Here is a 23,789-nt window from a genome sequence, read left to right as displayed (position 1 = left end):
TATACTTTAAATAAGTTAGTGTTTGCTTCTGTTTATGCCATTTTTTGTGAGGAATATAATTAATGGTAACTCACACGAAACCAATTTACCGGCGTATCGTGCTTAAAATGAGCGGAGAAGCTCTACAAGGCACCGAAGGTTTTGGAATCGATACTACTGTATTAAACCGAATGGTTACAGAAGTTAAAGAATTAGTTAAAATAGGTATTCAAATAGGTATAGTTATGGGAGGTGGCAACTTGTTTCGTGGCGCTGAATTAGTTAAATCTGGTATGAATCGTATAGTAGGAGACCATATAGGAATGTTAGCTACTATAATGAATGGATTAGCTATGAGAAGCGCGTTAAATCATGCTTATGTTCATTCCCATTTAATGTCAGCTATTCCATTAAATGGGGTATGCGATCATTATAATTGGATGAAAGCTATTAACTTACTGTCTAATAATTGGGTGGTAATTTTTGCAGCTGGAACTGGGAATCCTTTATTCACTACTGATTCTGCTGCCTGTTTACGTGGTATTGAAATTAAAGCAGATGTAGTACTTAAAGCAACTAAAGTAGATGGTGTATTTTCTACTGATCCAATTCAGCACCCTGATGCTACGCTATATGAACAATTGAGTTATCAGGATGTATTGGAGCGCGAATTAAAAGTTATGGATTTGACAGCATTTACATTAGCACGAGAACACAATTTACCCATACGTATATTTAATATAAATAAACTTGGGGCGTTAAAAAGAATAATAATGGGGTATAAAGAAGGAACTTTAATAACCAAATAATTTCAAGATTGCAACACTCAAATAAATACTTAAATTTATATAAATTGATTTTTTGATTCAGAAATATAAATCAGAGGTATATGATGTGATTAATAAAATTGATAATATTCAAGAAGATTTAGAAATACATATGAAAAAATGTATTAAAAACTTTAAAACAAATATCAACAATATTCATATAGGACGTATTTCTCCAAATATATTAAATAACATCCGAGTAGACTACTATGGAATATCCACTCCGTTATCTCAAGTAGCAAATGCCATAGCGGAAGATTCACGTACTTTAGCTATTACAGTTTTTGACCATCAGTTGATCAAATCAACTGAAAAAGCTATTTTTATGTCTGATTTAGAATTAATTCCTATTTCTTATGGCAATACTATTCGAGTAACATTACCTGCATTAACTGAAGAACGTCGTCATAATTTAATAAAAATGGTACGCACTGAAGCAGAAAAAAGTAAAATAGCTGTAAGAAGTGTGCGGCGTATTGCTAATGATAAAACCAAAATTTTACTTAAAAACAAAAAAATTAATGAAGACGAAGAACATTTTTTTCAAAATGAAATTCAAAAGTTAACTAATATTTGGATTAAAGAAATTGATATTATTCTTATGAAAAAAGAATCAGAATTAATGAAATTTTAAATGTTAAATCGTACGTTGATAGATATTTATATACGTACTAACAACAAATAATAGATTTTTATCTCTACACCAAATGAGTAATTTAATTTATACATATGCAATCTTTAACAATTCTAGGTAGTACTGGATCTATTGGAAAAGCTACCCTATCTGTAATACAACAACACCCCGATAAGTTCTTTGTGCACGCATTAGTCGCTAAAAACAACGTTGCTGTCATGACAGAACAGTGCGTAACGATGTGCCCTAAATATGCATGTATGATATCTGAAGATGCAGCGCGAATATTGAAAAAAAATTTAATCGCCGCTGGAAAATATAATATTGAAGTATTATCTGGAGTAATGCATGCCTGTGAATTAGCATCAACTGATGATGTGGATATGGTGATGTCTGCTATAGTTGGAATTGCTGGATTAAAGCCTACTTTTTCCGCGTTACGCTCGGGTAAAAAAATATTGTTGGCAAATAAAGAAACTTTAGTTACTTGCGGACAACTGTTTATGAAAGAAGCCAAGCGATACCGTGCCTGTATACTGCCTATAGATAGTGAACATAACGCAATTTTTCAAAATCTACCAGAGATATGTCAGAAAAATTTAGGAAATACATCGTTATCTGAATGCGGTATATCTCGTATTGTACTAACTGCATCTGGCGGAATTTTCTTCAAAACGCCACAAGAACAATTAACCGAAATAACACCAGAACAAGCTTGCGCGCATCCTAATTGGGCTATGGGGCGTAAGATATCGGTAGATTCTGCTACTATGATGAATAAAGGATTAGAATATATTGAAGCACGTCATTTATTCAATGCTAAACCGAGTGAAATAGAAATTTTATTACATCCTCAGTCTATTGTCCATGCTATGGTATATTATTCAGACGGAAATATATTGGCGCATTTAGCGCATCCAGATATGAAAATTCCTATTGCGTACGCAATGGCTTATCCCAATAGAATAGGATTAAAAATCTCATCCAATATAGACATATATTATCTTAACAAATTATATTTTGATCAATTAGATAATCACAGTTATCCTTGCTTCCAATTAGCAATAGATGCTGATAATTGTAGTCAATCGGCTACTATTGTTCTAAACGCAGCAAATGAAATCGCCGTAGAAGCGTTTTTACATAAAATGATTGCTTTCACTGCAATTCCTGACGTCATTCGTCGTGTACTTGATGCAATAAATTTAAATGATCCTAATGATATAGATGATGTTTTATATATTGATCAAAAAGCTCGTGAGAAAGCAATATCTATATGTATCACATAATAAGTAACATTATCTTTAACAAAAGATATCACAATTGCCACATATGTATCATATAAATTATGAGTAATTTCATTAATCTGTAATTATAGTGTTAATTATTATAAAATAAACACTTTTTACTTAGCACAAAGGTATTTAATTTGGAAAATAAATAAATGTGATATTATCTCAACATGATCAAGATCTTAGCACTCTTTCATCTAATTTATTACCGCGCCATGTTGCTATCATCATGGATGGTAATGGGCGTTGGGCAAGAACACGAGGAAAATTACGTATTGTTGGGCATCAGGCTGGATTTAATGCGGTCCGGCGTGCTGTTCATTTCGCTGTTAATTATAGGTTCGACGCATTAACTTTATATGCATTTAGCAGTGAAAACTGGAAACGTCCTGACAAAGAGATTGATTCTTTAATGCAATTGTTTTCTCATGCTTTAAATAATGAAATAGATGTTCTACATAAGAATAATATCAAGCTAAGAATCATAGGGGATATTAATCGATTTTCCGTTGAATTACAAAAAAATATACACCGTTCTGAAAAATTAACTTCTAACAATAGTGGGCTTACGCTTAATATTGCTGCAAATTATGGAGGACGATGGGATATTATCCAAGGAGTAAAACAACTTGCTACGCAAGTGCAGCAAGGAATGTTAACACCTAATCAAATTGACGAAGATGCTTTATGTAAATGTATCTGTATGAATGAATTAGCTCCAGTAGATTTGGTGATTCGAACAGGAGGTGAACATCGTATTAGTAATTTTTTGCTTTGGCAAATAGCATATGCTGAATTATTTTTTACAGATGTATTGTGGCCTGATTTTAATGACGTCATATTTAAAAGAGCGCTAAATACTTTTATGAAACGAGAGCGCCGATTTGGAAACAGTGCATCTATTTAATTTTCAATACACATGTAATTAAGGAAAAAAAGTGTTAAAAACCCGTTTAATTAGCACGTTTATCCTGATTCCTATCACCATTTTGATGGTGTTTTTATTGCCCATTATACCATTTTCGATTGCTGTATTTATCATTTGTTTAATTAGTGCGTGGGAATGGGGGAAAATGCATCATTTTTCTGATTATATACACCGAATATGGATATGCGCTATATTTGGATCATTGTGTATTACAATGATAGTTATAATATCAAAAAACTATTCATATTCCAATAATTGGCATATTTTTTGGTATATTTTCGGCAGCATTAGTATAGTATGGTGGGTACTAGCGTTTTCATTAATATTATCTTACCCTGATTCTGCTATTTTCTGGAAAAACTCTAATGTACTACGTTTTTTTTTCGGAATATTAACAATATTACCATTTTTTTGGGGGATATTAACGTTGCGTCAATTTCATCATATCAACGATAACATCGTCGGGACATGGTGCTTACTGCATATTGTAATATTAATTTGGATTAATGATTCAAGTGCATATTTTATCGGTAAAACATTAGGGCGGCATAAATTATTAGAAAAAGTATCTCCTAAAAAAACTTGGGAAGGATTTATTGGAGGCATATTAATTTCAACGGGAATTTCCTGGTTATTTAGTAAATATATGCCAATCAAGGTGATACATCCATCTCTTATATTTATTTACTCTATCATCGCAATTATAGTTTCTACAATAGGAGATTTAACTGAAAGTATGTTTAAGAGAGAAGCTGGCATTAAAGATAGCGGAAGTTTCATTCCTGGACATGGGGGAATTTTAGATCGTATAGACAGCTTATTTGCTGCAGTGCCTATTTTTGTTTACCTAATATTATTAAGTCTGTATTAATATCATTATCAAAAAATAGAGAATTCATTAACATCATGTTATTACATTTTTTTTGGAACTTAACCACATTTATCCTTGCATTAAGTGTGCTTATCACAGTTCATGAATATGGACATTTTGTAGCAGCACGTTTTTTAAAAGTAAAAGTAGAGCGATTTTCTATAGGATTCGGTCCTGTTTTATGGAGTTGGCGAGATTCACATGATACCGAATACGTAATTTCCGTTGTTCTTTTTGGTGGATACGTTAAATTATTTAATACTCAAAAAAAAATAGCATCTTGCAATGAAGAATATAATAAATCATTCGATTGTAAACGTATTTGGAAAAAAAGTGTTATTGTAGTTTCAGGACCCATTTTTAACTTTCTTTTTGCTATTGTGTTATACACGTTAGTTTTTATGATAGGCGTGCCTATTTATAAACCAATAATCCATTCCGTTATACCTAACTCCATTGTTGCTCAATCGAATGTACCATCTGGTGTAGAAATTAAATCAATTAACAATATTTTGACTCGTGATTGGGATGCAGTACGTTTGGAAATTCTTAATAGCATAGGTAAGGAAAAAATTGTTATTTCTGCAACACCAATAAATAATACACATATTCAAACCTATATCATTAATTTATCTCATAACTGGTTCAATAAATCTACTAATAATAAAGATCCTATAATAACATTGGGCATTCTTCCTTTTAATACACATGTATTACCAATCTTGTCAAGAATACAACCTGATTCTGCCGCACAACGAGCTGGTTTAAAAATTGGAGATAAAATAATCTCAATTGACGATCAATTAATACATAATTGGGAGTCATTCATTACAATTATTAAAAATAATCCAGAAAAAACTTTTAAAATTATAGTAGAACGGAAAAATAAAATATTAGACTTCAGTTTAACACCAAATAAAAAATATCTGATTCCTTCTGATAAAGTAGAAGGAGTTATAGGAGTTTTTCCGAAAATCATTTGTATCCCAACAAAACATCATACAATCCGTCAATATGGATTATATTTAGCTATACTAGAAGCTTGCGAAAAAACATGGAAATTGATATGCCTAACAACTAACACATTATTTAAATTGATTACTGGAGATGTTGGGATAAGCCATCTCAGCGGCCCAATCGCAATAGCGCAGGGAGCAGGTGCATCAGCTCAATCTGGGGTAATTTACTATCTCATGTTTTTATCTTTAATTAGTATCAATTTAGGTATTATTAATTTATTACCGTTTCCAACATTAGATGGAGGACACTTATTTTTCTTTATGATAGAAAAAATAAAAGGGAAATCAATATCGAAAGAAACACAGAGTTTTGGTTATATCATTGGATCTATTATACTCACGTTAATAATGTGCTTATCAATTTTCAATGATATATCTAGATTATGGTAATTAATAAAAATTTAAACTAAAAAAATTAAAATAAATGACAATAGATGAAAAGAATATTTATAGCATTCTTATTGATAATTAGTAATGTAGCACACAGCGCTGATACAACCATAAGCAAAATTCTTTTTAACGGATTAAAAAGAATTGCTTTAGATACAGTATTGTTCAATTTGCCTTTAAAAATTGGAGCTATTATTAATGATGAAGATATTGCTAATAGTATTAAAGTGTTATTTTCTACAGGATATTTTGAAGAAATCACAATATCTAATAATGAAAAAGGAATTATTATAATCCAAGTGAAAGAACGTCCAGTAATTGATAATGTTAATTTTCATGGGAATAAAATAATTACAGAAGATGTAATAAAAAAAACATTAAATGCAAAAAAAATACAATCAGGTGAGCCATTTAATGAATGTTCTATTTTTGAATTAAAACGAGAATTGGATAATTTATACCATAACTTTGGTAAATTTACAGCTACAACTAAAATAACAGTTATTCCTCTATCAAGAAATCGTGTTAATTTGAAAATAATATTTACTGAAGGTAAAACCGCCAAAGTACAACAAATCAATATTTTTGGTAATCATGCATTCCATACAAAAAAATTATTATCACAATTTAAATTATATAGAAAAATTAAATGGAGACCCATATTATCCAATAAACAATATCAACAACAAAAATTATTTCATGACTTAGAGGAATTACGTAATTTTTACTTAAACCATGGTTACGCTAAATTTCATATTGATGAAACACAAATCGATTTAACACCAAATAAAAAATACATTTACCTTTCTTTATATATTAATGAAGGCATGCAATATACATTTGATTCTGTAAAATTACATGGAAATATATTAGATTATTTTCCTAATATTGAGGAATACATGAGAATTTTTCCTGGAGAATTGTATAGTAAAAATAAAATTCAAGAAATAGAACGTAACATACGATACGTGTTAAGCAAACATGGTTACATTCAACCTATCATATCAATAGAACCTGACATAAATGACAACAATAAAGCAATAAAATTATATGTATATGTCGATATAGGGCGTCATTTTTATGTGCGTGAAGTACGTTTTGAAGGTAATAATATTACTAAAGATGAAGTAATTCGTAGAGAAATACATCAAACAGAACAAATGCAATTAGATTATACTCGTATTGTTCAAGCCCAAGACCGACTTAGACGTCTTTGTTACTTTAAAACTGTAAATACTCGTATTGCATATGTATCGGATGCTTTAAACCAAATCGACATTATTTACAAAGTTGAAGAACGTAATACTGGTAATTTAAATTTGAGCGTCGGATTCGGAACAGAAAGTGGTATAAATTTACAATTCGGAATGTATCAAGAAAATGTATTAGGTTCAGGCAATTCTATAGCTGTTGCTAGCACTAAAAACCATTATCAAACTTATGCTGAAATATCATCTGTACAACCTTACTGTGGCGTTAATAATATTAGCGTAGGTGGGAAAATATTTTTTAATGACTTAAATACTAACAAAACGGGTTTATCAGATTATAATTTGAAAAATTGTGGCATTAATATTAATTGCTCATATCCGATTATTGAATACAATACGTTTAATATAGGATTAAATTATATATCTAATTATTTAAGTAAAGTAGCTCCTCAAGTAGCAATATGGCGTTATCTAAAATCTACAAAAATTCATCCAAAAATGTCGATTAACAATAAATTTTTAGATGATACTATTAATTTTCATACAAATGATTTTTTATTGGTTTCAGGATGGACTTTTGATAACTTGAATCATGCTTATTTTCCTACATACGGCGTACGCGCTAATGTATCAAGTACATTAACGCTACCTGGGTCTAATAATCAATATTATAAAATACTAATTAATTGCAATAGCTATATGCCTTTCGACCAATATTATAATTGGATAATAATGAATTCTATATATGCTGGTTATTGTGGAAGTATACATAAAAAAGAAAATCCTTTTTATGATAACTTTTACGCTGGAGGCATTGGAACAATACGCGGATTTAGACTAAATAGTATAGGACCAAAAGCTGCCTATTATCATTGCAACGATTCAAGCCAAAACTATACTACATGTGCAATAAAAAACTCTCAAGATACTGTTGGCGGAAATGCAATAACTCTTTTTAAAACTGAGCTAATCATTCCTATTACATATTTTAATATACAACATTCTGATATTGTACGTATTTCTCTATTCTTAGACACAGGTACTGTATGGGATACTTTTTGGAAAAACACTGAAGCAACACAAAAAGCTGGTATTGTAGATTATAGCATTCCAAGTAATATTCGTATATCCAGTGGTATAGCCTTGAAGTGGGTATCTCCAGTTGGACCAGTGATTTTTTCTTATTCAAAATTAATAAAAAAATATCTTGGAGATATAGAAGAACCATTTCAATTTAGTATCGGAAAAACATGGTAAAATTTAGGTGCGGTATAGAAATAACAAATATCTTATCAAAGTATAAATTTTATATTTTATTAAATTAAGAGGTTTACAGTGAAAAAGTGGACATATATATTAAGTATAGTGATTTGGATAACACAAATTAACCCTGTTGGGGCTACGGACAAAATTGCGATAGTTAATATTTCTAATATTTTCCAACAATCTTCACAACGCGCGAAAATCATTAAACAACTTGAGTATGAATTTAGAGATCGTGCTACCGAATTAGAAAAGATGGAGCACGATCTACAAATGAAAATACAAACATTACAACGAGATGGCGCTACCATGAAAGCAATCGAACGTAGTGAATTAGAAAAATCGTTAATAAATCAACGTGAAATTTTCTCTAACAAAGCTAAAGAATTTCAACAAGACAATCATTCACGTCAGACAGAAGAAAGAGATAAAATTCTGAATATGATTCATAATGTAGTGACGAATGTTGCTAAAAAAGAAAATTACGACATAGTAATCGACACTAATGCTGTAGTGTATCACAGTATTCATATTACAGATATTACCAATTCTGTAATGAAACAAGTTGGATAAATTATGATCGGGATGCGATTATATGACCTAGCACAACAGTTAAATGCTAAATTACATGGAGATGAAAATATTATTATTACTGGTGTTGCGTCTATAAATAACGCACGAGTAGGGCATATTACTTTTTTAAAAGATCAGCGATTTCTCAGTCAACTAAGCTCCTGTCGCGCCTCAGCAGTGATATTGTCTAAGAATAACTTAATTTTTTGTAAGGTTGCTGCATTAGTAGTAGAAGATCCTTATATTGCGTATGTTAAAATAGCGCGATTAATGGATACTACCCCTAAGCCATCGAAAAACATTGCATCTGAAGCAATTATAGCTCCAGATGCAATGTTAGGCCAAAGAGTAGGGATTGGTGCTAATGCAGTTATAGAATCTGAAGTAATTTTAGGGGATGATGTAATCATTGGTCCTGGAAGTTTCATAGGAAAAAAATCAAAAATAGGAACAGGTACACGTTTATGGGCCAACGTTACTATATATCATGAAGTAGAAATTGGTGAATTCTGTTTAATACAATCTGGAGCTATAATTGGTTCTGATGGATTTGGGTATATTAATGACCATGGTGTGTGGATTAAAATTCCTCATTTAGGAACAGTAAAAATTGGAAATAATGTAGAAATAGGTGCTTGTACTACTATTGATCGAGGAACATTAGATGATACTACAATTGAAAACGGAGTAATTATTGATAATCAGTGCCAAATTGCTCATAATGTCATAATAGGTGCGCACACTGCAATAGCAGGCGGTGTCATTATGGCCGGAAGTTTAACAATCGGACGATATTGCATGATAGGTGGAGCTAGCGTGATTAATGGGCACATAAATATTTGTGATAAAGTTACGATAACCGGAATGGGTATGGTAAGTAAAACAATAACACAACCTGGTATTTACTCATCAGGTATTCCTGTACAACCAAATACAGTATGGTGGAAAACTGCCGCGTTAATTATGCGGATTAGTAATATGAATAAACGTATAAAAACTATAGAAGAAAAATTAAAAAAACTACTGTTCCTATAAATTTTACGATAATTAGGACAGTTTATTCTTTATCCTGTTAGGATGAACGGGATAAATATTGTTAATACGATTTATTATCTTAGACAGGAATAGAAAACCTTGATTAATGATACTTGTATTTTGCACATTGAGGAAGTTTTAGAGCTTTTGCCACATCGATTTCCATTTTTGTTAGTTGATCGTGTACTAAATTTTGAAAAAGGAAAATTTTTAAGGGCGGTAAAGAATGTTTCCTTTAATGAACCATTTTTTCAAGGTCATTTCCCAGGAAAACCCATCTTTCCTGGGGTACTAATTTTAGAAGCTATGGCTCAAGCGACAGGCATCTTAGCCTTTAAAAGTACAGGTAAATTAGCTCCAGGAGAATTATATTATTTTGCTGCAATTGATGCAGCTCGATTCAAGCGTCCAGTACAACCTGGTGATCAAATGATACTTGATGTAGAATTTATTAAAGAAAGACGTGGTATTGCACGCTTTAAAGGAATCGCTACAGTAAACGAAGAAATGGCTTGTGAAGCATCAATGATGTGCGCTCGTAGAAAGGAAATTTAATCTGATGATTCATCAATCTGCCATTATACATCCTAGTTCTATAATAGAAGAAGGAGCTATAATACACAAGAACGTCCATATCGGGCCATTTTGTTTTATTGGGGCGCAAGTTGAAATAGGGGCGCGAACTTTGCTGAAATCTCATATTGTAATTAATGGCATTACTCAAATTGGCGAAGATAATCAAATTTATCAATTTGCTTCTCTTGGGGAAGTGAACCAAGATTTAAAATACGCAAAAGAATCTACGCGCATAGAGATTGGTCATTATAATCAGATTAGAGAAAGCGTCACTATTCATCGCGGTACTATACAAGGTAAAAAAGTTACCAAAATAGGAAATAGCAATTTGTTTATGATTAACGTACATATTGCTCATGATTGCATAATAGGAGATCATTGTGTCATGGCCAACAACGTTACCTTGGGCGGGCACGTAAGAGTGGATAATCATACTATTATTGGAGGGATGACCGCGATCCATCAATTTTGTATTGTTGGAACGCATGTTATGATTGGAGGGTGTTCTGGTGTAGTTCAAGATATTCCACCATTCATAATAGCCCAAGGAAATCACGCAACACCTTTTGGATTAAACATTGAAGGTTTAAAACGACGAGGTTTTAGTCGTTCCTCTGTACACGCTATTCGAGATGCTTATAAAATTTTATATCGTAGCAATAAAACTGTTGAATCAGCTAAATCAGCTTTAAAAGCATTAGCAGCAGAACATCCAATTATCAATGAATTTGTAGATTTTTTAATACGCTCTCAAAGAGGAATTATTCGTTAACAATGTCATCTACCGTCTATGTGTGATCGTACTATTATTATAGGTATAGTAGCAGGAGAAGCTTCTGGAGATATTTTAGGCGCAGGATTAATCCGTGCATTAAAAAAATACTTAAAAAAAGTATGTTTTTTTGGGATTGGTGGCCCTTGTATGCAATCTGAAGATATGAAATCCTGGTATAATATAGAAGAGTTATCAGTTATGGGTTTTGCTGAAATCATTATGAAGTTGCCACGACTATTATATATTCGTAGAAATTTAGCTCGTAGATTTATTCACTTAAAACCCGATGTTTTCATTGGTATCGATTCTCCAGATTTTAATATTTCGTTAGAAAATCACTTGAAAAAACGTGGAATTCGTACAATTCATTATGTTAGCCCATCAGTATGGGCATGGAGGAAAAAACGTATTTTTGCACTTAAAAAAGCTACCGATAATATTTTGCTTGTTCTGCCTTTTGAAAAAAAAATATACGATCACTTCAATATACCATGTCAATTTATTGGGCATTCATTAGCAGATCAAATACCACTTAATCCAAATAAAGTCTCTGCTCGTCAAAAATTAGGTATTCCTCATGATGTATACTGTTTAGCGGTATTACCAGGCAGCAGAATTAGGGAAATTAAAATGTTAGCTCATGATTTTTTAGTATGCGCTAAATTATTAAAAAATAATTTTCCTGATCTTGAAATTTTAGTGCCATTAACTAATCAAACATCTATAAAAAAATTTATTAGTGTTGCATCAAAATCGGTTAAATATCGTATTCTAAACAACCAATCAGCATGGGAAATAATGATGGCAGCAGATGTTTCATTAGTAACCGCTGGAACAGCAACTTTAGAATGTATGTTGGCCAAATGCCCCATGGTTGTAGCTTATCGCATGCATCCCCTAACATTCATGTTGGTCAAGCATTTTATAAACGTTCCCTGGATATCACTACCTAATTTATTAGCAGGTCATGAATTGGTAAAAGAATTTATTCAAAACAACTGTCGTCCTGAAAATTTAGCACAAACATTAATTAATTTATTAAATGATAATAATAATCGACATACAGTATTGAAAAAAAAATTTAGACAATTACATTACAGAATTAGATGTAAAGCAGATGAACAAGCAGCTCATGCAGTTTTGAGATTAATCAAATGACAACAATGTTATCTACTACGCAAGTAAAAAATAATAAAATATCAAAAACATTATCTGTCAAAAAATTTAAACTAATTGCAGGAGTAGATGAATCAGGATGTGGATCATTAGTTGGATCAGTAATAGCAGCTGCAGTGATATTGCATCCAATACAACCAATTCTTGGATTAGCTGATTCCAAGACATTAAACAAAAATAAAAGACTTCATTTATATAAAAATATTATTAAAAACGCATTATCCTGGAGTATCGGATATGCTGATGTTACAGAAATTGATCGTTTTAATATTTTGGAAGCTCGTTTATTAGCAATGAAACGAGCAGTGCACAATTTATCTGTTAAACCAGATTTGATTTTAATAGATGGAAATCGTGCTCCAGGATTTACGGAAATACCTTATCAATGTTTTAGCAAAGGAGATGCTCGAATAGCGGTTATAAGCGCAGCTTCCATTATAGCTAAAGTTACTCGTGATCAAGATATGATTATATTAGATGCACAATATCCAAAATATGGATTTGCTCAAAACAAAGGATACCCTACTTTTTTTCACTTACAACAACTAGCACTATACGGCCCTATATTGCATCACCGAAAAAGCTTTGCTCCTGTAAAACAGGTAATTTTTGATATTAATAGGCAATTCTATATTTAATATAATGAGATATACATTATTACTTATGATCTTTTTAAATTATGATAAAACCACGTTTTATTCACTTGCACGTACATAGCGATTACTCCATGATCGATGGGTTAGCTACAGTAAATAAATTAATAAAAAAAGCGGCATATCTTAAAATGCCTGCGCTAGCTCTTACTGATTTTAACAATTTATTTGGATTTATTAAGTTCTATGATGTTGCTTATAAATCAGGAATCAAACCAATTATTGGAGCAGATTTTTTAGTACAAGACCTCATCGTTGGTAGCAAACCCAGCGAATTAACATGCTTGGTTACTGATAAACAGGGTTATCATCATTTAATTATGTTGATTTCAAAAGCATATAAAAATAAATGTAGTAATATTGTTCTTATGATTCAACGTCATTGGCTCACAGAATATAACAAAGGTTTAATTCTACTTTCTGGAGGGCGTAACGGAGATATCGGTAGATATTTATTAAGAAATGAAAAATCAAAGATAGAAGAATGTTTATATTTTTATTCCAAGTATTTTCCAAATAGATATTATCTAGAATTAATACGTACTGGCCGTCAACATGAAGAATCTTATTTGCAATTAGCAATAGAATTATCAATAGTCAAGGGACTACCGGTGGTAGCCACCAACGATGTACGCTTCATTAATGAAAAAGATTTTTTAGCGCATGAAGTCCGCGTAGCGATATATGCTGGTACTACATTAAATAATGTTCAACAATTACACAAATATAGTTCACAACAATTTATGAAAAGTGAACAAGAAATGTGTGAATTATTTTCTGATATACCAGAATCTTTAGTAAATAGTGTAGAAATTGCTTACAGATGTAATCTCACTATTGATTTAGACGGGTATTTTTTGCCAAAATTTCCTACTGGGTGTAGGTCTGCTAAAGATTTTCTTACTACACACGCAAAAACAGGATTGGAAGAGCGTTTAATTTTATTATTTCCAAAGACTAAAGAACGTCTTATTAAGCGAAAACCGTATGATTTACGATTGGAACATGAATTACAAGTAATTAATAATATGAATTTTCCTAGTTATTTTTTAATCGTTATGGAATTTATCAAATGGGCTAAAAATAACGATATTCCAGTTGGGCCTGGAAGAGGTTCCGGTGCTAGTTCACTAGTAGCTTATGTTTTAAAAATTACAGAACTTGATCCATTACAATTCGATTTGCTGTTTGAACGTTTTCTTAATCCAGAACGTATATCTATGCCTGATCTAGATATTGATTTTTGCATGGATCATCGTGATTTAGTAATTGAACATGTCTCTAAAACTTACGGATCAGACGCTGTATCTCAAATTATTACGTTTGGGACTATGGCAGCTAAAGCAGTGATTCGAGATGTAGGTCGTGCACTAGGGCATCCTTATGCATTGATTAATCGTATCGCTAAATTAATTCCATCAGAATCGGGAATAACATTAAAAAAAGCTGTCTCTATCGAACCTCAACTTAAATTGCTTTATGAAAATGACGAAGATATTACAGTGCTCATCGATATGGCCTTTCAACTAGAAGGTATTGTGAGAAATGTAAGCAAACATGCAGGAGGGGTAGTAATTGCGCCTATAAAAATTACTGATTTTTCTCCCTTGTATTACGATAACGACAGTATTCATCCAATGACTCAATTTGATAAAGATGACATTGAACGTATTGGTTTAATAAAATTTGATTTTCTTGGTTTGCGTACATTGACTATTATTAATCATGCATTAAAAATGATTAATAATACGCGTCTTCAACATGGTCTTACTATTATTGATATACATTCCATATCGTTACATGATCAAAAAAGCTTTCATATACTTCAATCTTCAAAAACTACTGCAATATTTCAATTAGAATCACGTGGTATAAAAGAATTAATTAAACGTTTAAAACCAGATTGTTTTGAAGATTTGATAGCATTGATTGCGTTATTTCGTCCAGGACCGCTACAATCAGGTATGGTAGATAACTTCATCAACAGAAAGCACGGTTATGAAACTATTTCTTATCCTGATGCTAAATGGCAACATGAATCTTTACGTCCAGTATTGGAATCGACTTACGGAATTATTTTGTATCAAGAACAAGTTATGCAAATAGCACAAGTACTTGCAGGTTATACACTTGGACAAGCCGATATATTAAGACGTGCTATCGGTAAAAAAAAACCAGAAGATATGGCTAAACAACGCTCTTTTTTTAATTTAGGTTCTGCAAAAAATGGTATCGATACTACACTATCAATGAAAATTTTTGATCTTGTAGAAAAATTCGCCGGTTATGGTTTCAATAAATCTCATTCTGCAGCATATGCATTAATATCTTATCAAACATTATGGTTAAAAACACATTATCCTTCTGAATTTATGGCGGCAGCATTAAGTTCTGATATGGATAATTTAAATAAAGTAGCATACCTAATAAATGAATGTCAAAAAATGAAACTTATAATTTCACCCCCAAATATTAACACTAGTCAATATCATTTTTATGTTAATGCAAATAAAGAAATTGTTTATGGATTTGGAGCTATAAAAGGAATAGGAAAAGCCTCTATAGAATCTATAATAAAATCTCGTAATAAAGGTGGTAATTTTAAAGAATTATTTGACTTCTGTATTCGAGTCGATAGTACAAAAATAAATCATCGTATGATTGAAAAATTAATTTTTTCCGGATCCTGCGATTCGTTTGGAATACATCGTTCAAAATTAATAGCATCACTTAATGATGTACTAAACCGTGCAAATCAACATATTAAAAATAAACATAGTAAACAAACAGATATATTTGAAATACGTTTAGATGAACCTAATACTATTGGGATATCTGATCGTAATGACAACGCGCCATGCTCTAATCAATTATTATTAGAAAAGGAAAAAGAAGTTCTTGGATTATATTTAACCAGTCATCCTACTGTTCAATATATAAAAACAATAAAACATTGTACACCTAATGCCGTTAATATAAAAGATGTTATACTAGAAACAGATAATAAAATAGTGCATATTTTTGGTTTAATTGTATCAATTCGAACAAAATTAAGTAAGAGAGGAAACCGTGTTGTATTTTTTATTTTAGAAGATTATTCTGGTCGATTAGAAATAATAATATTTGAAACGCTGATTCATAAATATCAATATTGTTTAAAAGAAAATAATTTATTACTTGTTACAGGCGTGATCAATATTGATAAGATACATGGTCATTATAAAATGATTGCACGGAAATTAGAAGATATCAATGACATTCATAAAAAACATGCACGTAGTTTATCTATCACATTAAAGAATAAACAAGTTGACAATCAATTGTTAACCAATATTCATTTTTTTTTAGAAAAAAATAAACTTGGAACTTTACCGGTATATTTTTTTTATCAAAAACATGGCATTCAGATTAAATTATATTGCGGAAAAAAATGGCATATTACCTTAACTGATCAGTTATTGACGAATCTACGTAGTCTTGTTGGGGATGATCAAATCAAATTAGAATTACATTAATTTAATAACAGGAATTTTATGGGTTTAAATGTTCTTGACTTTGAAAAACCTATCCTAGATTTAGAAGAAAAAATTAATTCTTTAACATCGATGGTACACTTAGATAAAAAATCAAAAAAAAATGTTGATGCAGAAATTAATCGTCTTCGTTCTAAAAGCGTTGAGCTTACCCAAAAAATATTTTCTAATTTAAATGCCTGGCAAATTGCTCAATTAGCACGACATCCTAAACGTCCATATACTTTAGATTATGTAGAGCGTATATTTAATGATTTCGATGAATTATCTGGTGATCGAGTATACGCTGATGACAAAGCTATTGTAGGCGGCATAGCAAGACTCAATTCCCGACCAGTCATGATCATTGGGCATCAGAAAGGTCGTGACACTAAAGAAAAAATTAAACGAAATTTTGGTATGCCCGCGCCAGAAGGGTACCGAAAAGCATTACGTCTGATGGAAATGGCAGAACGATTTAAAATACCACTGATTACTTTTATAGATACTCCAGGCGCTTATCCTGGAGTGGGCGCAGAAAAACGCGGACAATCTGCAGCCATCGCTAAAAATTTACGTACAATGTCAATATTAAAAATACCGATTATATGTACTGTAATCGGAGAAGGGGGTTCCGGAGGGGCTTTAGCTATCAGCATTGGCGATAAAGTTAATATGTTGGAATATAGCACATATTCTGTAATTTCTCCAGAAGGATGTGCATCAATTTTATGGAAAAACGTTAAAAAAGCTCCTATAGCTGCCGAAGCAATGGGTATTACCGCTTATCGATTGAAAGAACTAAATCTAATTGATAATGTGATTTCTGAACCATTAGGTGGAGCGCATAGAGATATATTAACTACATCTATTTCATTAAAAACTCAATTATTATTAGATTTAGCCGAATTAGATTCTTTTGATAAAAAAGAATTGTTAAATCGACGATATCACAGATTAATGCATTATGGATATTGTTAATCTTGAATTAATATATATTTTTTTAATAATTGATTTAATATATAAATAATGTAAATTCATTAATAATATATTAAATATTATATCTAATCATTATCATTAATGTTATGAATCATCATGACTTTATATTATCTACATTAGTAAAAACATGATCACAACCAATACATCGTCAAAAAATTGGGATTTATATCTTAAAATAACACATTGTCTTGTTGGGCATACAAGATTACTATTGTCTTATAGTGGAGGACTGGATTCCACAGTACTTCTAGATATCTTAACAAGATTAAGAGATAGAGATAGTTCTGATCATCTCACATCATCTCCACTTATTTTACGTGCAGTTTATGTACATCATGGTATCAGTAATTATGCAGATAAATGGGCTAGTCATTGCTCTAATCAATGTAAAATACGGGGTATACCTTTTTCAGTAATTTATATTAATTGCTACCACGTAGAAAATAAACGACGTAATATGGAAGCATTAGCACGAAATCTTCGTTATAAAAAATTATACAATCATTTAGATTCAAAAGAAGTACTTTTGACTGCGCATCACATGAATGATCAAGTAGAAAGTTTATTGCTTGCATTAAAGAGAGGCAGTGGTCCATCTGGACTATCTGGAATGAGTAAAAATGCATTATATGCTAATAAATACAGGTTATTAAGACCTTTATTGGATTGTTCTCGTAAGCAATTAGAAACGTATGCTTATAAAAAAAAACTCGCCTGGATAGAAGACGATACGAATACAGATACACGTTTTGATCGTAATTTTTTGCGTATAAAAATTTTGCCATCAATATATCGACGTTGGCCTTATTTTAATCAAGTAGTTGCGCGTACCGCGCAACTATGCAAAGATCAAGAGAATTTATTAAATGAATTGTTATCAGAATCTTTTCAAAAATTAATTGATAAATCAGATGGTTCTTTTCTGTTTATCCCGTTATTCCAATGCAGCATACCAAAAAGACAAGCTTTGCTGCGTCGTTGGTTATCGCATTTTTCTATGAAGATGCCTTCTTATCAACTTATAAATCGTATTTGGAAAGAAGTAGTATTAAGCCGGAGAGATGCAACCCCAATACTACAATTAGATAAATGTTTATGTCGTCGTTTCCGAGAAAAATTGTATATTTTACCTGAAAATATGAGATGTTCTTTAAACAGAATTAAATTATCATGGAACATCATACATAATGTATTTATACTGCCATATAATTTAGGTACATTAATATACCAACCATTAAGTATCAACGAACATGTACCTAAAAATGCATTTAATCTGAATTTAAACATAAATTTTCCATTTAATATATCTCATGATGTTTTTGAAAAATCTAAAAAAGTTTTGACACATTGTTTTGTTCGAGCCCCAAAATCTGATGAAAAAATATCAATTATTTTTGGGAATATAAATGGGTTATTATATATTCTAGGAAGAAATCATGGTCGACATTTAAAAAAAATTTGGCAGGAATTAGGCGTGCCTCCATGGCTAAGAAGCCGTATTCCTTTACTTTTTTATAATAAAACACTAATTACTGCTATAGGAGTATTCATTACTCACAATGGCAAGATTGCAAATACAGAGAACACTTCATGGCAAATATCTTGGTTACAAGATATTTTATCTTATAAAATTTTTAAAAATAGCGTTCGTCATCATTTAGAATGATTTTTTACATCTGTTAACTAATTAAATAAAATAATTAGTCTTAAACTATAAGATTTAAAAAATGATTTTTTTAATAAAAAGAGTTATTTGATATAACTTCAATCAACATAATTATCGCATATATATTCCTTTAAATATCATTAAAATTTTTTGATCTTAATATCAACACCACTTTATCAGTCAAAAGTGACCACTTTTATCATGAAGAAACAATTTTTTCAATCAAATATCGTATTAATATTTCAAGTTTAATTTTTTTTATTTCATTTTTTTTACGATATTTATATTCTACCTCTTGATTAGCTAAACTACGATCACTAATAATCAGAATATGTGGTATTCCAATCAAATCTATATCAGCAAACATTGTACCTGGATATTCTTTGCGATCATCAATTAATATATCTATTCCTATAACAGGCAACAGTTGTTTGTAAATTTTTTCTGCAATACTTCTTACATTAACAGAGCGATACATATCAATCGGTATGATCGCTAATTTAAATGGTGCGATTACATCCGGCCATAAAATGCCATTTTTATCATAATTTTGTTCAATAATCACAGCAATAATACGAGTAATTCCTATGCCATAACAACCCATTTCCATTGAAAAATTATGTTTACGCTCATTATTTTTTTGTGGGTGATTAGTATCCAAGTTTGAGTATTTTTGTCCTAATTGAAATATGTGTCCTATTTCAATACAGTTATGAATGGATAAGATATTTTTCTTATTAGTATATGAATTATTATTCAACACTTCATGTAAATCCGCTATTTTTAAAAATGATATATCGCGAGTCCAATTAACCCCAAAAAAATATTTGCCGCTCATATTAGACCCGGCGATAAAATCATTCATTTTTGCTACATTATAATCTACAATCAATGGTATAGATAAATTAATGGGACCCAACAAATTGGGTTGCGCTCCAGTAATCATTTGAATTTCTTCTGGTTCGATACAAGATAAAGGGATATGTATTTGTGGAATCATCGCAATTTTTTTCAAACTAATTTGATGATCAGCCCGAATGACTAATCCTAACAAGGAATAAGCATTATTGATATGTTTATTTTTAGCGCGTACAATTATCGTTTTTACAACTTGATGTATGGACAAATTGAATTGATTAATTAATTCTTCTACAGATCTAATATGAGGAGCTGCTATTAATCGCATTGTTTCTACAGCCATTTTTGGTTGTATTTTAATGGGAATCACATCATTCGATAACTGGAAGTCAATTAAATTATTATCAGGTATCATAGGAGATGCGATATTATCTTCACCGTTTTCAGAATATGCTTGAAACTCATGAGACAACACTCCCCCAATTCTACCAGGTTCAGCCTGAACAACACAAAAATTTAATCCAATGCGATTAAAAATAGTGTGATATGTTTGATACATATCATTATATGTACTTTGAAGAGATTTCTGATCGATATGAAAAGAATATCCATCTTTCATAATGAATTCTCTAGCACGCATCACTCCAGATCGAGGACGGGCTTCATCACGATATTTAGTATGAATTTGATACACAATTAATGGAAACTGTTTATAAAGCATTGTTTCTTTACAAATAATTTCTGACACCATTTCTTCATGAGTTGGTCCTAATACAAATTCCTGATGATTACGATTTTTAAAACGCAACAATTCTGTGCCATATTCTGTCCAACGCCCACTTTTTTTCCATAATCTCGCAGGTTGAACTATCGGCATAACTATTTCAATGGCACCAATTTTACTCATTTCTTCTCGAATAATATTTTCTATTTTCCGTAATACACGTAATCCAGTGGGTAACCAAGTATAAAGACCAGATGATACTTGACGAATTAACCCGGCTCGTAACATTAGTTGATGGCTAATTGTTTTGCAATTCTTAGGCGCCTCTTTAAGAGTAGCTAATAAATATTGACTGGTACGCATTATTTTTGCCTGATATGAAAAAGATTATTAGTAATAATAATCGCTGTTTAAGTATATTTATAATTAAAGAATTAAATTTTTGTTGATTTAATATCACATTATTATAAGTACACATTTAGTATTTTTTTATAAAACAATATAGTTATATACTTTAATATAGTCTTATATATAAATAGAATATTATTCAACAAATTTTCTTACTTTATAGAAGATATCGATATTTTGATAACAATAATATATTTTACAATAACGTTGTTTTAAATTTGAAATAAAATTAATGATTATGCGCTATTATATATAATATTGATTTTCGTTGTTAACATTATTTAACAAAATAAATACTTACAACTATAACAATAAATATAAGGCTAATCGTGAATAATGCTATATTTATAGATCGAGATGGCACTATTAACATTGATAAAAACTATGTGCATAATATTGATAGTTTTCTTTTCATTGATAATGTCATAGATGCAATGGTAACTTTGAAAGAAATGAAGTTTTTTTTGATCATCGTTACCAATCAATCTGGAATAGCACGAGGTTTGTTTACTCAAGATGACTTCTTGTTGCTAACAAAATGGATGATTTCTTATTTGAGGGTATACTATCATGTGTATATAGATGCCATTTATTTTTGTCCACATCATACACAAGGAATAGTGAAAAAATTTCAACGAGCTTGTTCATGTCGCAAGCCGAACCCGGGAATGCTATTAGATGCAAAAAAACGTTTTAACATTAACATGACTACTTCTTATATGGTAGGAGATACCGAAAATGATATGTTGGCAGGTCAATTAGCAGGCATTGGAACTAAAGTGCTAGTATGTAGCGGTAAAAAAATAACAAAAAAAACTAAAAAAACAGCAGATTGGATCATAAAAAGTTTAGCATTTTTACCAAATATGATAAGAACACGTGGCTATACAAAAATATATAAACGTTTTTAATTTTTTATATTTTTAATGTTTATTTTATTAAATTGATGGTATGAATTACATATTATAATTTTGAGATTTAAGAATATACATTACTCTCTTAATCAAAAAAATCAACAATCACCTTCATATGAAAATATATAGTTTTTGTTTTTAATCATTTAGATATTAAGTTTATTTTCTAAATAACGAATATTAATTTCGTTGCCTTTTTGAAAGATCTCATCGGTTACAATTTTTAGTTGTAACTCAATATTGGTATTGATTCCATCAATAATTAACTCTGATAACGCATTTTTCATACGAGCAATAGCTATATCACGTGTTTCCCCAAAGCAAATTAATTTTCCTATCATTGCATCATAATAAGGAGGCACCGAGTAGCCAGAATAAATATGAGATTCCCAACGCACACCTAATCCTCCAGGTGCGTGGAACCTAGTAATACATCCTGAACTAGGCATAAAGTTATGAGGATCTTCAGCATTAATACGGCATTCTATAGCATGTCCTTCAGATTTAACTGAATCTTGTGTAATATCTAACGTATATCCAGAAGCAATTCTTAGTTGTTCTCTAATGAGATCTATTCCGGTAATCATTTCTGTAATCGGATGTTCCACTTGAATACGAGTATTCATTTCAATGAAAAAGAATTCATTATTCTCATATAAAAATTCAAATGTACCTACTCCACGATATCCAATTTTGTAACAAACCTTGACACAACTCTCTCCTATACATTTCCGCATTGCAGAGCTAATACCTAACGCAGGACTCTCCTCTACTATCTTTTGATGTCTCCTTTGTACTGAACAATCACGTTCTGTCAAATAAATTATATTGCCTTTTCCATCAGATAAAACTTGTATTTCTATATGCCTAGGATGCGCCAAGTATTGTTCTGCATAAATAGTATCATTATTGCACGTATTTTTTGCTTCTGCTCGTATCATGCGTATAGCATCTTGTAAATCTGATTCTTTTGTAACTACACACATGCCACGCCCTCCTCCTCCGTGAGCAGATTTTATGATAATTGGATAATTAATGTGTAAATTTTGATATGAAAAATTACAAATTTTGTTATTTATATTTTTGTTCAGTTCGTAATCCCAACCTGGAATAGTCATTATTCCTGATTCTTTCATAATAGCTATAGCAGATATTTTATTTCCCATTAAACGAATAGTTTCTGAGCGTGGCCCAATAAAAACAAAACCGGAGCGTTCAACTTGTTCTGCAAAATCAGCATTTTCTGATAAAAATCCATAGCCAGGATGAATTCCTGATGATCCAGTAATTTCTGCAGCTGAAATAATAGCTGGAATATTTAAATAACTATGTATTGCAGATGGAGGTCCTATACAAACAGTTTCATCTGCTAACAACACGTGTTTCAAATCACGATCTATGGTTGAATGCACAGCTACTGTTTTTATCCCTAACTCTTTACACGCACGCAAAATGCGCAACGCTATTTCTCCTCTATTTGCAATGACAATTTTTTCTAACATTCTG

Annotated in this window: 19 protein-coding genes; 17 read left to right on the top strand and 2 right to left on the bottom strand. The window is 31.0% G+C overall.

The annotated features are described in order from the left end of the window. Positions 1-62 precede the first annotated feature (62 nt). The 16 genes from pyrH to tilS all read left to right on the top strand — a co-directional run bounded on the left by pyrH (position 63) and on the right by tilS (position 19,379). Positions 63-788, top strand: a complete 726-nt coding sequence (pyrH, locus tag M9407_RS01300; protein ID WP_250231229.1) for a UMP kinase — start codon at positions 63-65, stop codon at positions 786-788. Between the two features lie 85 nt (positions 789-873). Further along, the gene (gene frr, locus M9407_RS01295; RefSeq protein ID WP_250237353.1) at positions 874-1,440 is read left to right on the top strand and encodes a ribosome recycling factor; all 567 of its coding nucleotides are present in this window, start codon (positions 874-876) and stop codon (positions 1,438-1,440) included. 95 nt (positions 1,441-1,535) lie between these two features. Continuing rightward, positions 1,536-2,729: a 1-deoxy-D-xylulose-5-phosphate reductoisomerase gene (ispC, locus tag M9407_RS01290; protein ID WP_250237352.1), complete on the top strand. Its 1,194-nt coding sequence runs from the start codon at positions 1,536-1,538 to the stop codon at positions 2,727-2,729. A gap of 157 nt (positions 2,730-2,886) precedes the next feature. Beyond that, positions 2,887-3,639 carry a polyprenyl diphosphate synthase gene (uppS, locus tag M9407_RS01285; protein ID WP_250231220.1) on the top strand — a complete coding sequence of 251 codons (753 nt, stop codon included), beginning with the start codon at positions 2,887-2,889 and terminating at the stop codon, positions 3,637-3,639. A gap of 31 nt (positions 3,640-3,670) precedes the next feature. Next, a complete protein-coding gene (locus M9407_RS01280; RefSeq protein WP_250237351.1) occupies positions 3,671-4,531 on the top strand; it encodes a phosphatidate cytidylyltransferase in 861 nt (286 codons plus the stop codon). A gap of 35 nt (positions 4,532-4,566) precedes the next feature. Beyond that, positions 4,567-5,940 carry a sigma E protease regulator RseP gene (rseP, locus tag M9407_RS01275; protein ID WP_250237350.1) on the top strand — a complete coding sequence of 458 codons (1,374 nt, stop codon included), beginning with the start codon at positions 4,567-4,569 and terminating at the stop codon, positions 5,938-5,940. 44 nt (positions 5,941-5,984) lie between these two features. Then, on the top strand, positions 5,985-8,408 hold the full coding sequence (gene bamA, locus M9407_RS01270; protein ID WP_250237349.1) for an outer membrane protein assembly factor BamA: 2,424 nt from the start codon (positions 5,985-5,987) through the stop codon (positions 8,406-8,408). A 78-nt stretch (positions 8,409-8,486) separates the two neighbouring features. Beyond that, complete coding sequence (locus M9407_RS01265) at positions 8,487-8,987, top strand: OmpH family outer membrane protein (RefSeq protein ID WP_250237348.1); 501 nt, start codon at positions 8,487-8,489, stop codon at positions 8,985-8,987. 3 nt (positions 8,988-8,990) lie between these two features. Continuing rightward, entirely contained in the window at positions 8,991-10,022 is a 1,032-nt protein-coding gene (gene lpxD / locus M9407_RS01260) for a UDP-3-O-(3-hydroxymyristoyl)glucosamine N-acyltransferase (protein WP_250237347.1), read from the top strand. Between the two features lie 99 nt (positions 10,023-10,121). Continuing rightward, the gene (gene fabZ, locus M9407_RS01255) at positions 10,122-10,577 is read left to right on the top strand and encodes a 3-hydroxyacyl-ACP dehydratase FabZ (RefSeq protein WP_420022221.1); all 456 of its coding nucleotides are present in this window, start codon (positions 10,122-10,124) and stop codon (positions 10,575-10,577) included. A 4-nt stretch (positions 10,578-10,581) separates the two neighbouring features. After that, on the top strand, positions 10,582-11,370 hold the full coding sequence (lpxA, locus tag M9407_RS01250; protein WP_250231205.1) for an acyl-ACP--UDP-N-acetylglucosamine O-acyltransferase: 789 nt from the start codon (positions 10,582-10,584) through the stop codon (positions 11,368-11,370). Between the two features lie 18 nt (positions 11,371-11,388). Next, positions 11,389-12,531, top strand: coding sequence for a lipid-A-disaccharide synthase (gene lpxB, locus M9407_RS01245; protein ID WP_250237346.1), 1,143 nt, complete (start codon positions 11,389-11,391; stop codon positions 12,529-12,531). Further along, positions 12,528-13,187, top strand: a complete 660-nt coding sequence (gene rnhB, locus M9407_RS01240) for a ribonuclease HII (RefSeq protein WP_250237345.1) — start codon at positions 12,528-12,530, stop codon at positions 13,185-13,187. The genes lpxB and rnhB overlap by 4 nt, the downstream gene beginning before the upstream one ends. 41 nt (positions 13,188-13,228) lie before the next feature. Beyond that, complete coding sequence (gene dnaE, locus M9407_RS01235) at positions 13,229-16,717, top strand: DNA polymerase III subunit alpha (protein WP_250237344.1); 3,489 nt, start codon at positions 13,229-13,231, stop codon at positions 16,715-16,717. 18 nt (positions 16,718-16,735) lie between these two features. Then, positions 16,736-17,695, top strand: a complete 960-nt coding sequence (gene accA, locus M9407_RS01230) for an acetyl-CoA carboxylase carboxyl transferase subunit alpha (protein WP_250231191.1) — start codon at positions 16,736-16,738, stop codon at positions 17,693-17,695. 145 nt (positions 17,696-17,840) lie between these two features. Beyond that, entirely contained in the window at positions 17,841-19,379 is a 1,539-nt protein-coding gene (gene tilS, locus M9407_RS01225) for a tRNA lysidine(34) synthetase TilS (protein WP_250237343.1), read from the top strand. A gap of 199 nt (positions 19,380-19,578) precedes the next feature. Here tilS and M9407_RS01220 read toward each other — a convergent pair whose 3' ends face one another. Beyond that, positions 19,579-21,324, bottom strand: coding sequence for a proline--tRNA ligase (locus M9407_RS01220; protein ID WP_250237342.1), 1,746 nt, complete (start codon positions 21,322-21,324; stop codon positions 19,579-19,581). Between the two features lie 374 nt (positions 21,325-21,698). Here M9407_RS01220 and gmhB point away from each other — a divergent pair, with 374 nt between their 5' ends. Beyond that, the gene (gene gmhB, locus M9407_RS01215) at positions 21,699-22,280 is read left to right on the top strand and encodes a D-glycero-beta-D-manno-heptose 1,7-bisphosphate 7-phosphatase (RefSeq protein WP_250235378.1); all 582 of its coding nucleotides are present in this window, start codon (positions 21,699-21,701) and stop codon (positions 22,278-22,280) included. Positions 22,281-22,429: 149 nt separating this feature from the next. Here the strand turns inward: gmhB and accC are convergent, their stop codons facing one another. Then, positions 22,430-23,785, bottom strand: coding sequence for an acetyl-CoA carboxylase biotin carboxylase subunit (accC, locus tag M9407_RS01210; protein WP_250237341.1), 1,356 nt, complete (start codon positions 23,783-23,785; stop codon positions 22,430-22,432). Positions 23,786-23,789 lie beyond the last annotated feature (4 nt).

Source organism: Blochmannia endosymbiont of Camponotus sp., from assembly GCF_023586365.1.
GTDB lineage: Bacteria > Pseudomonadota > Gammaproteobacteria > Enterobacterales > Enterobacteriaceae > Blochmanniella.
This window is presented reverse-complemented; position numbering and strand designations above follow the sequence as displayed.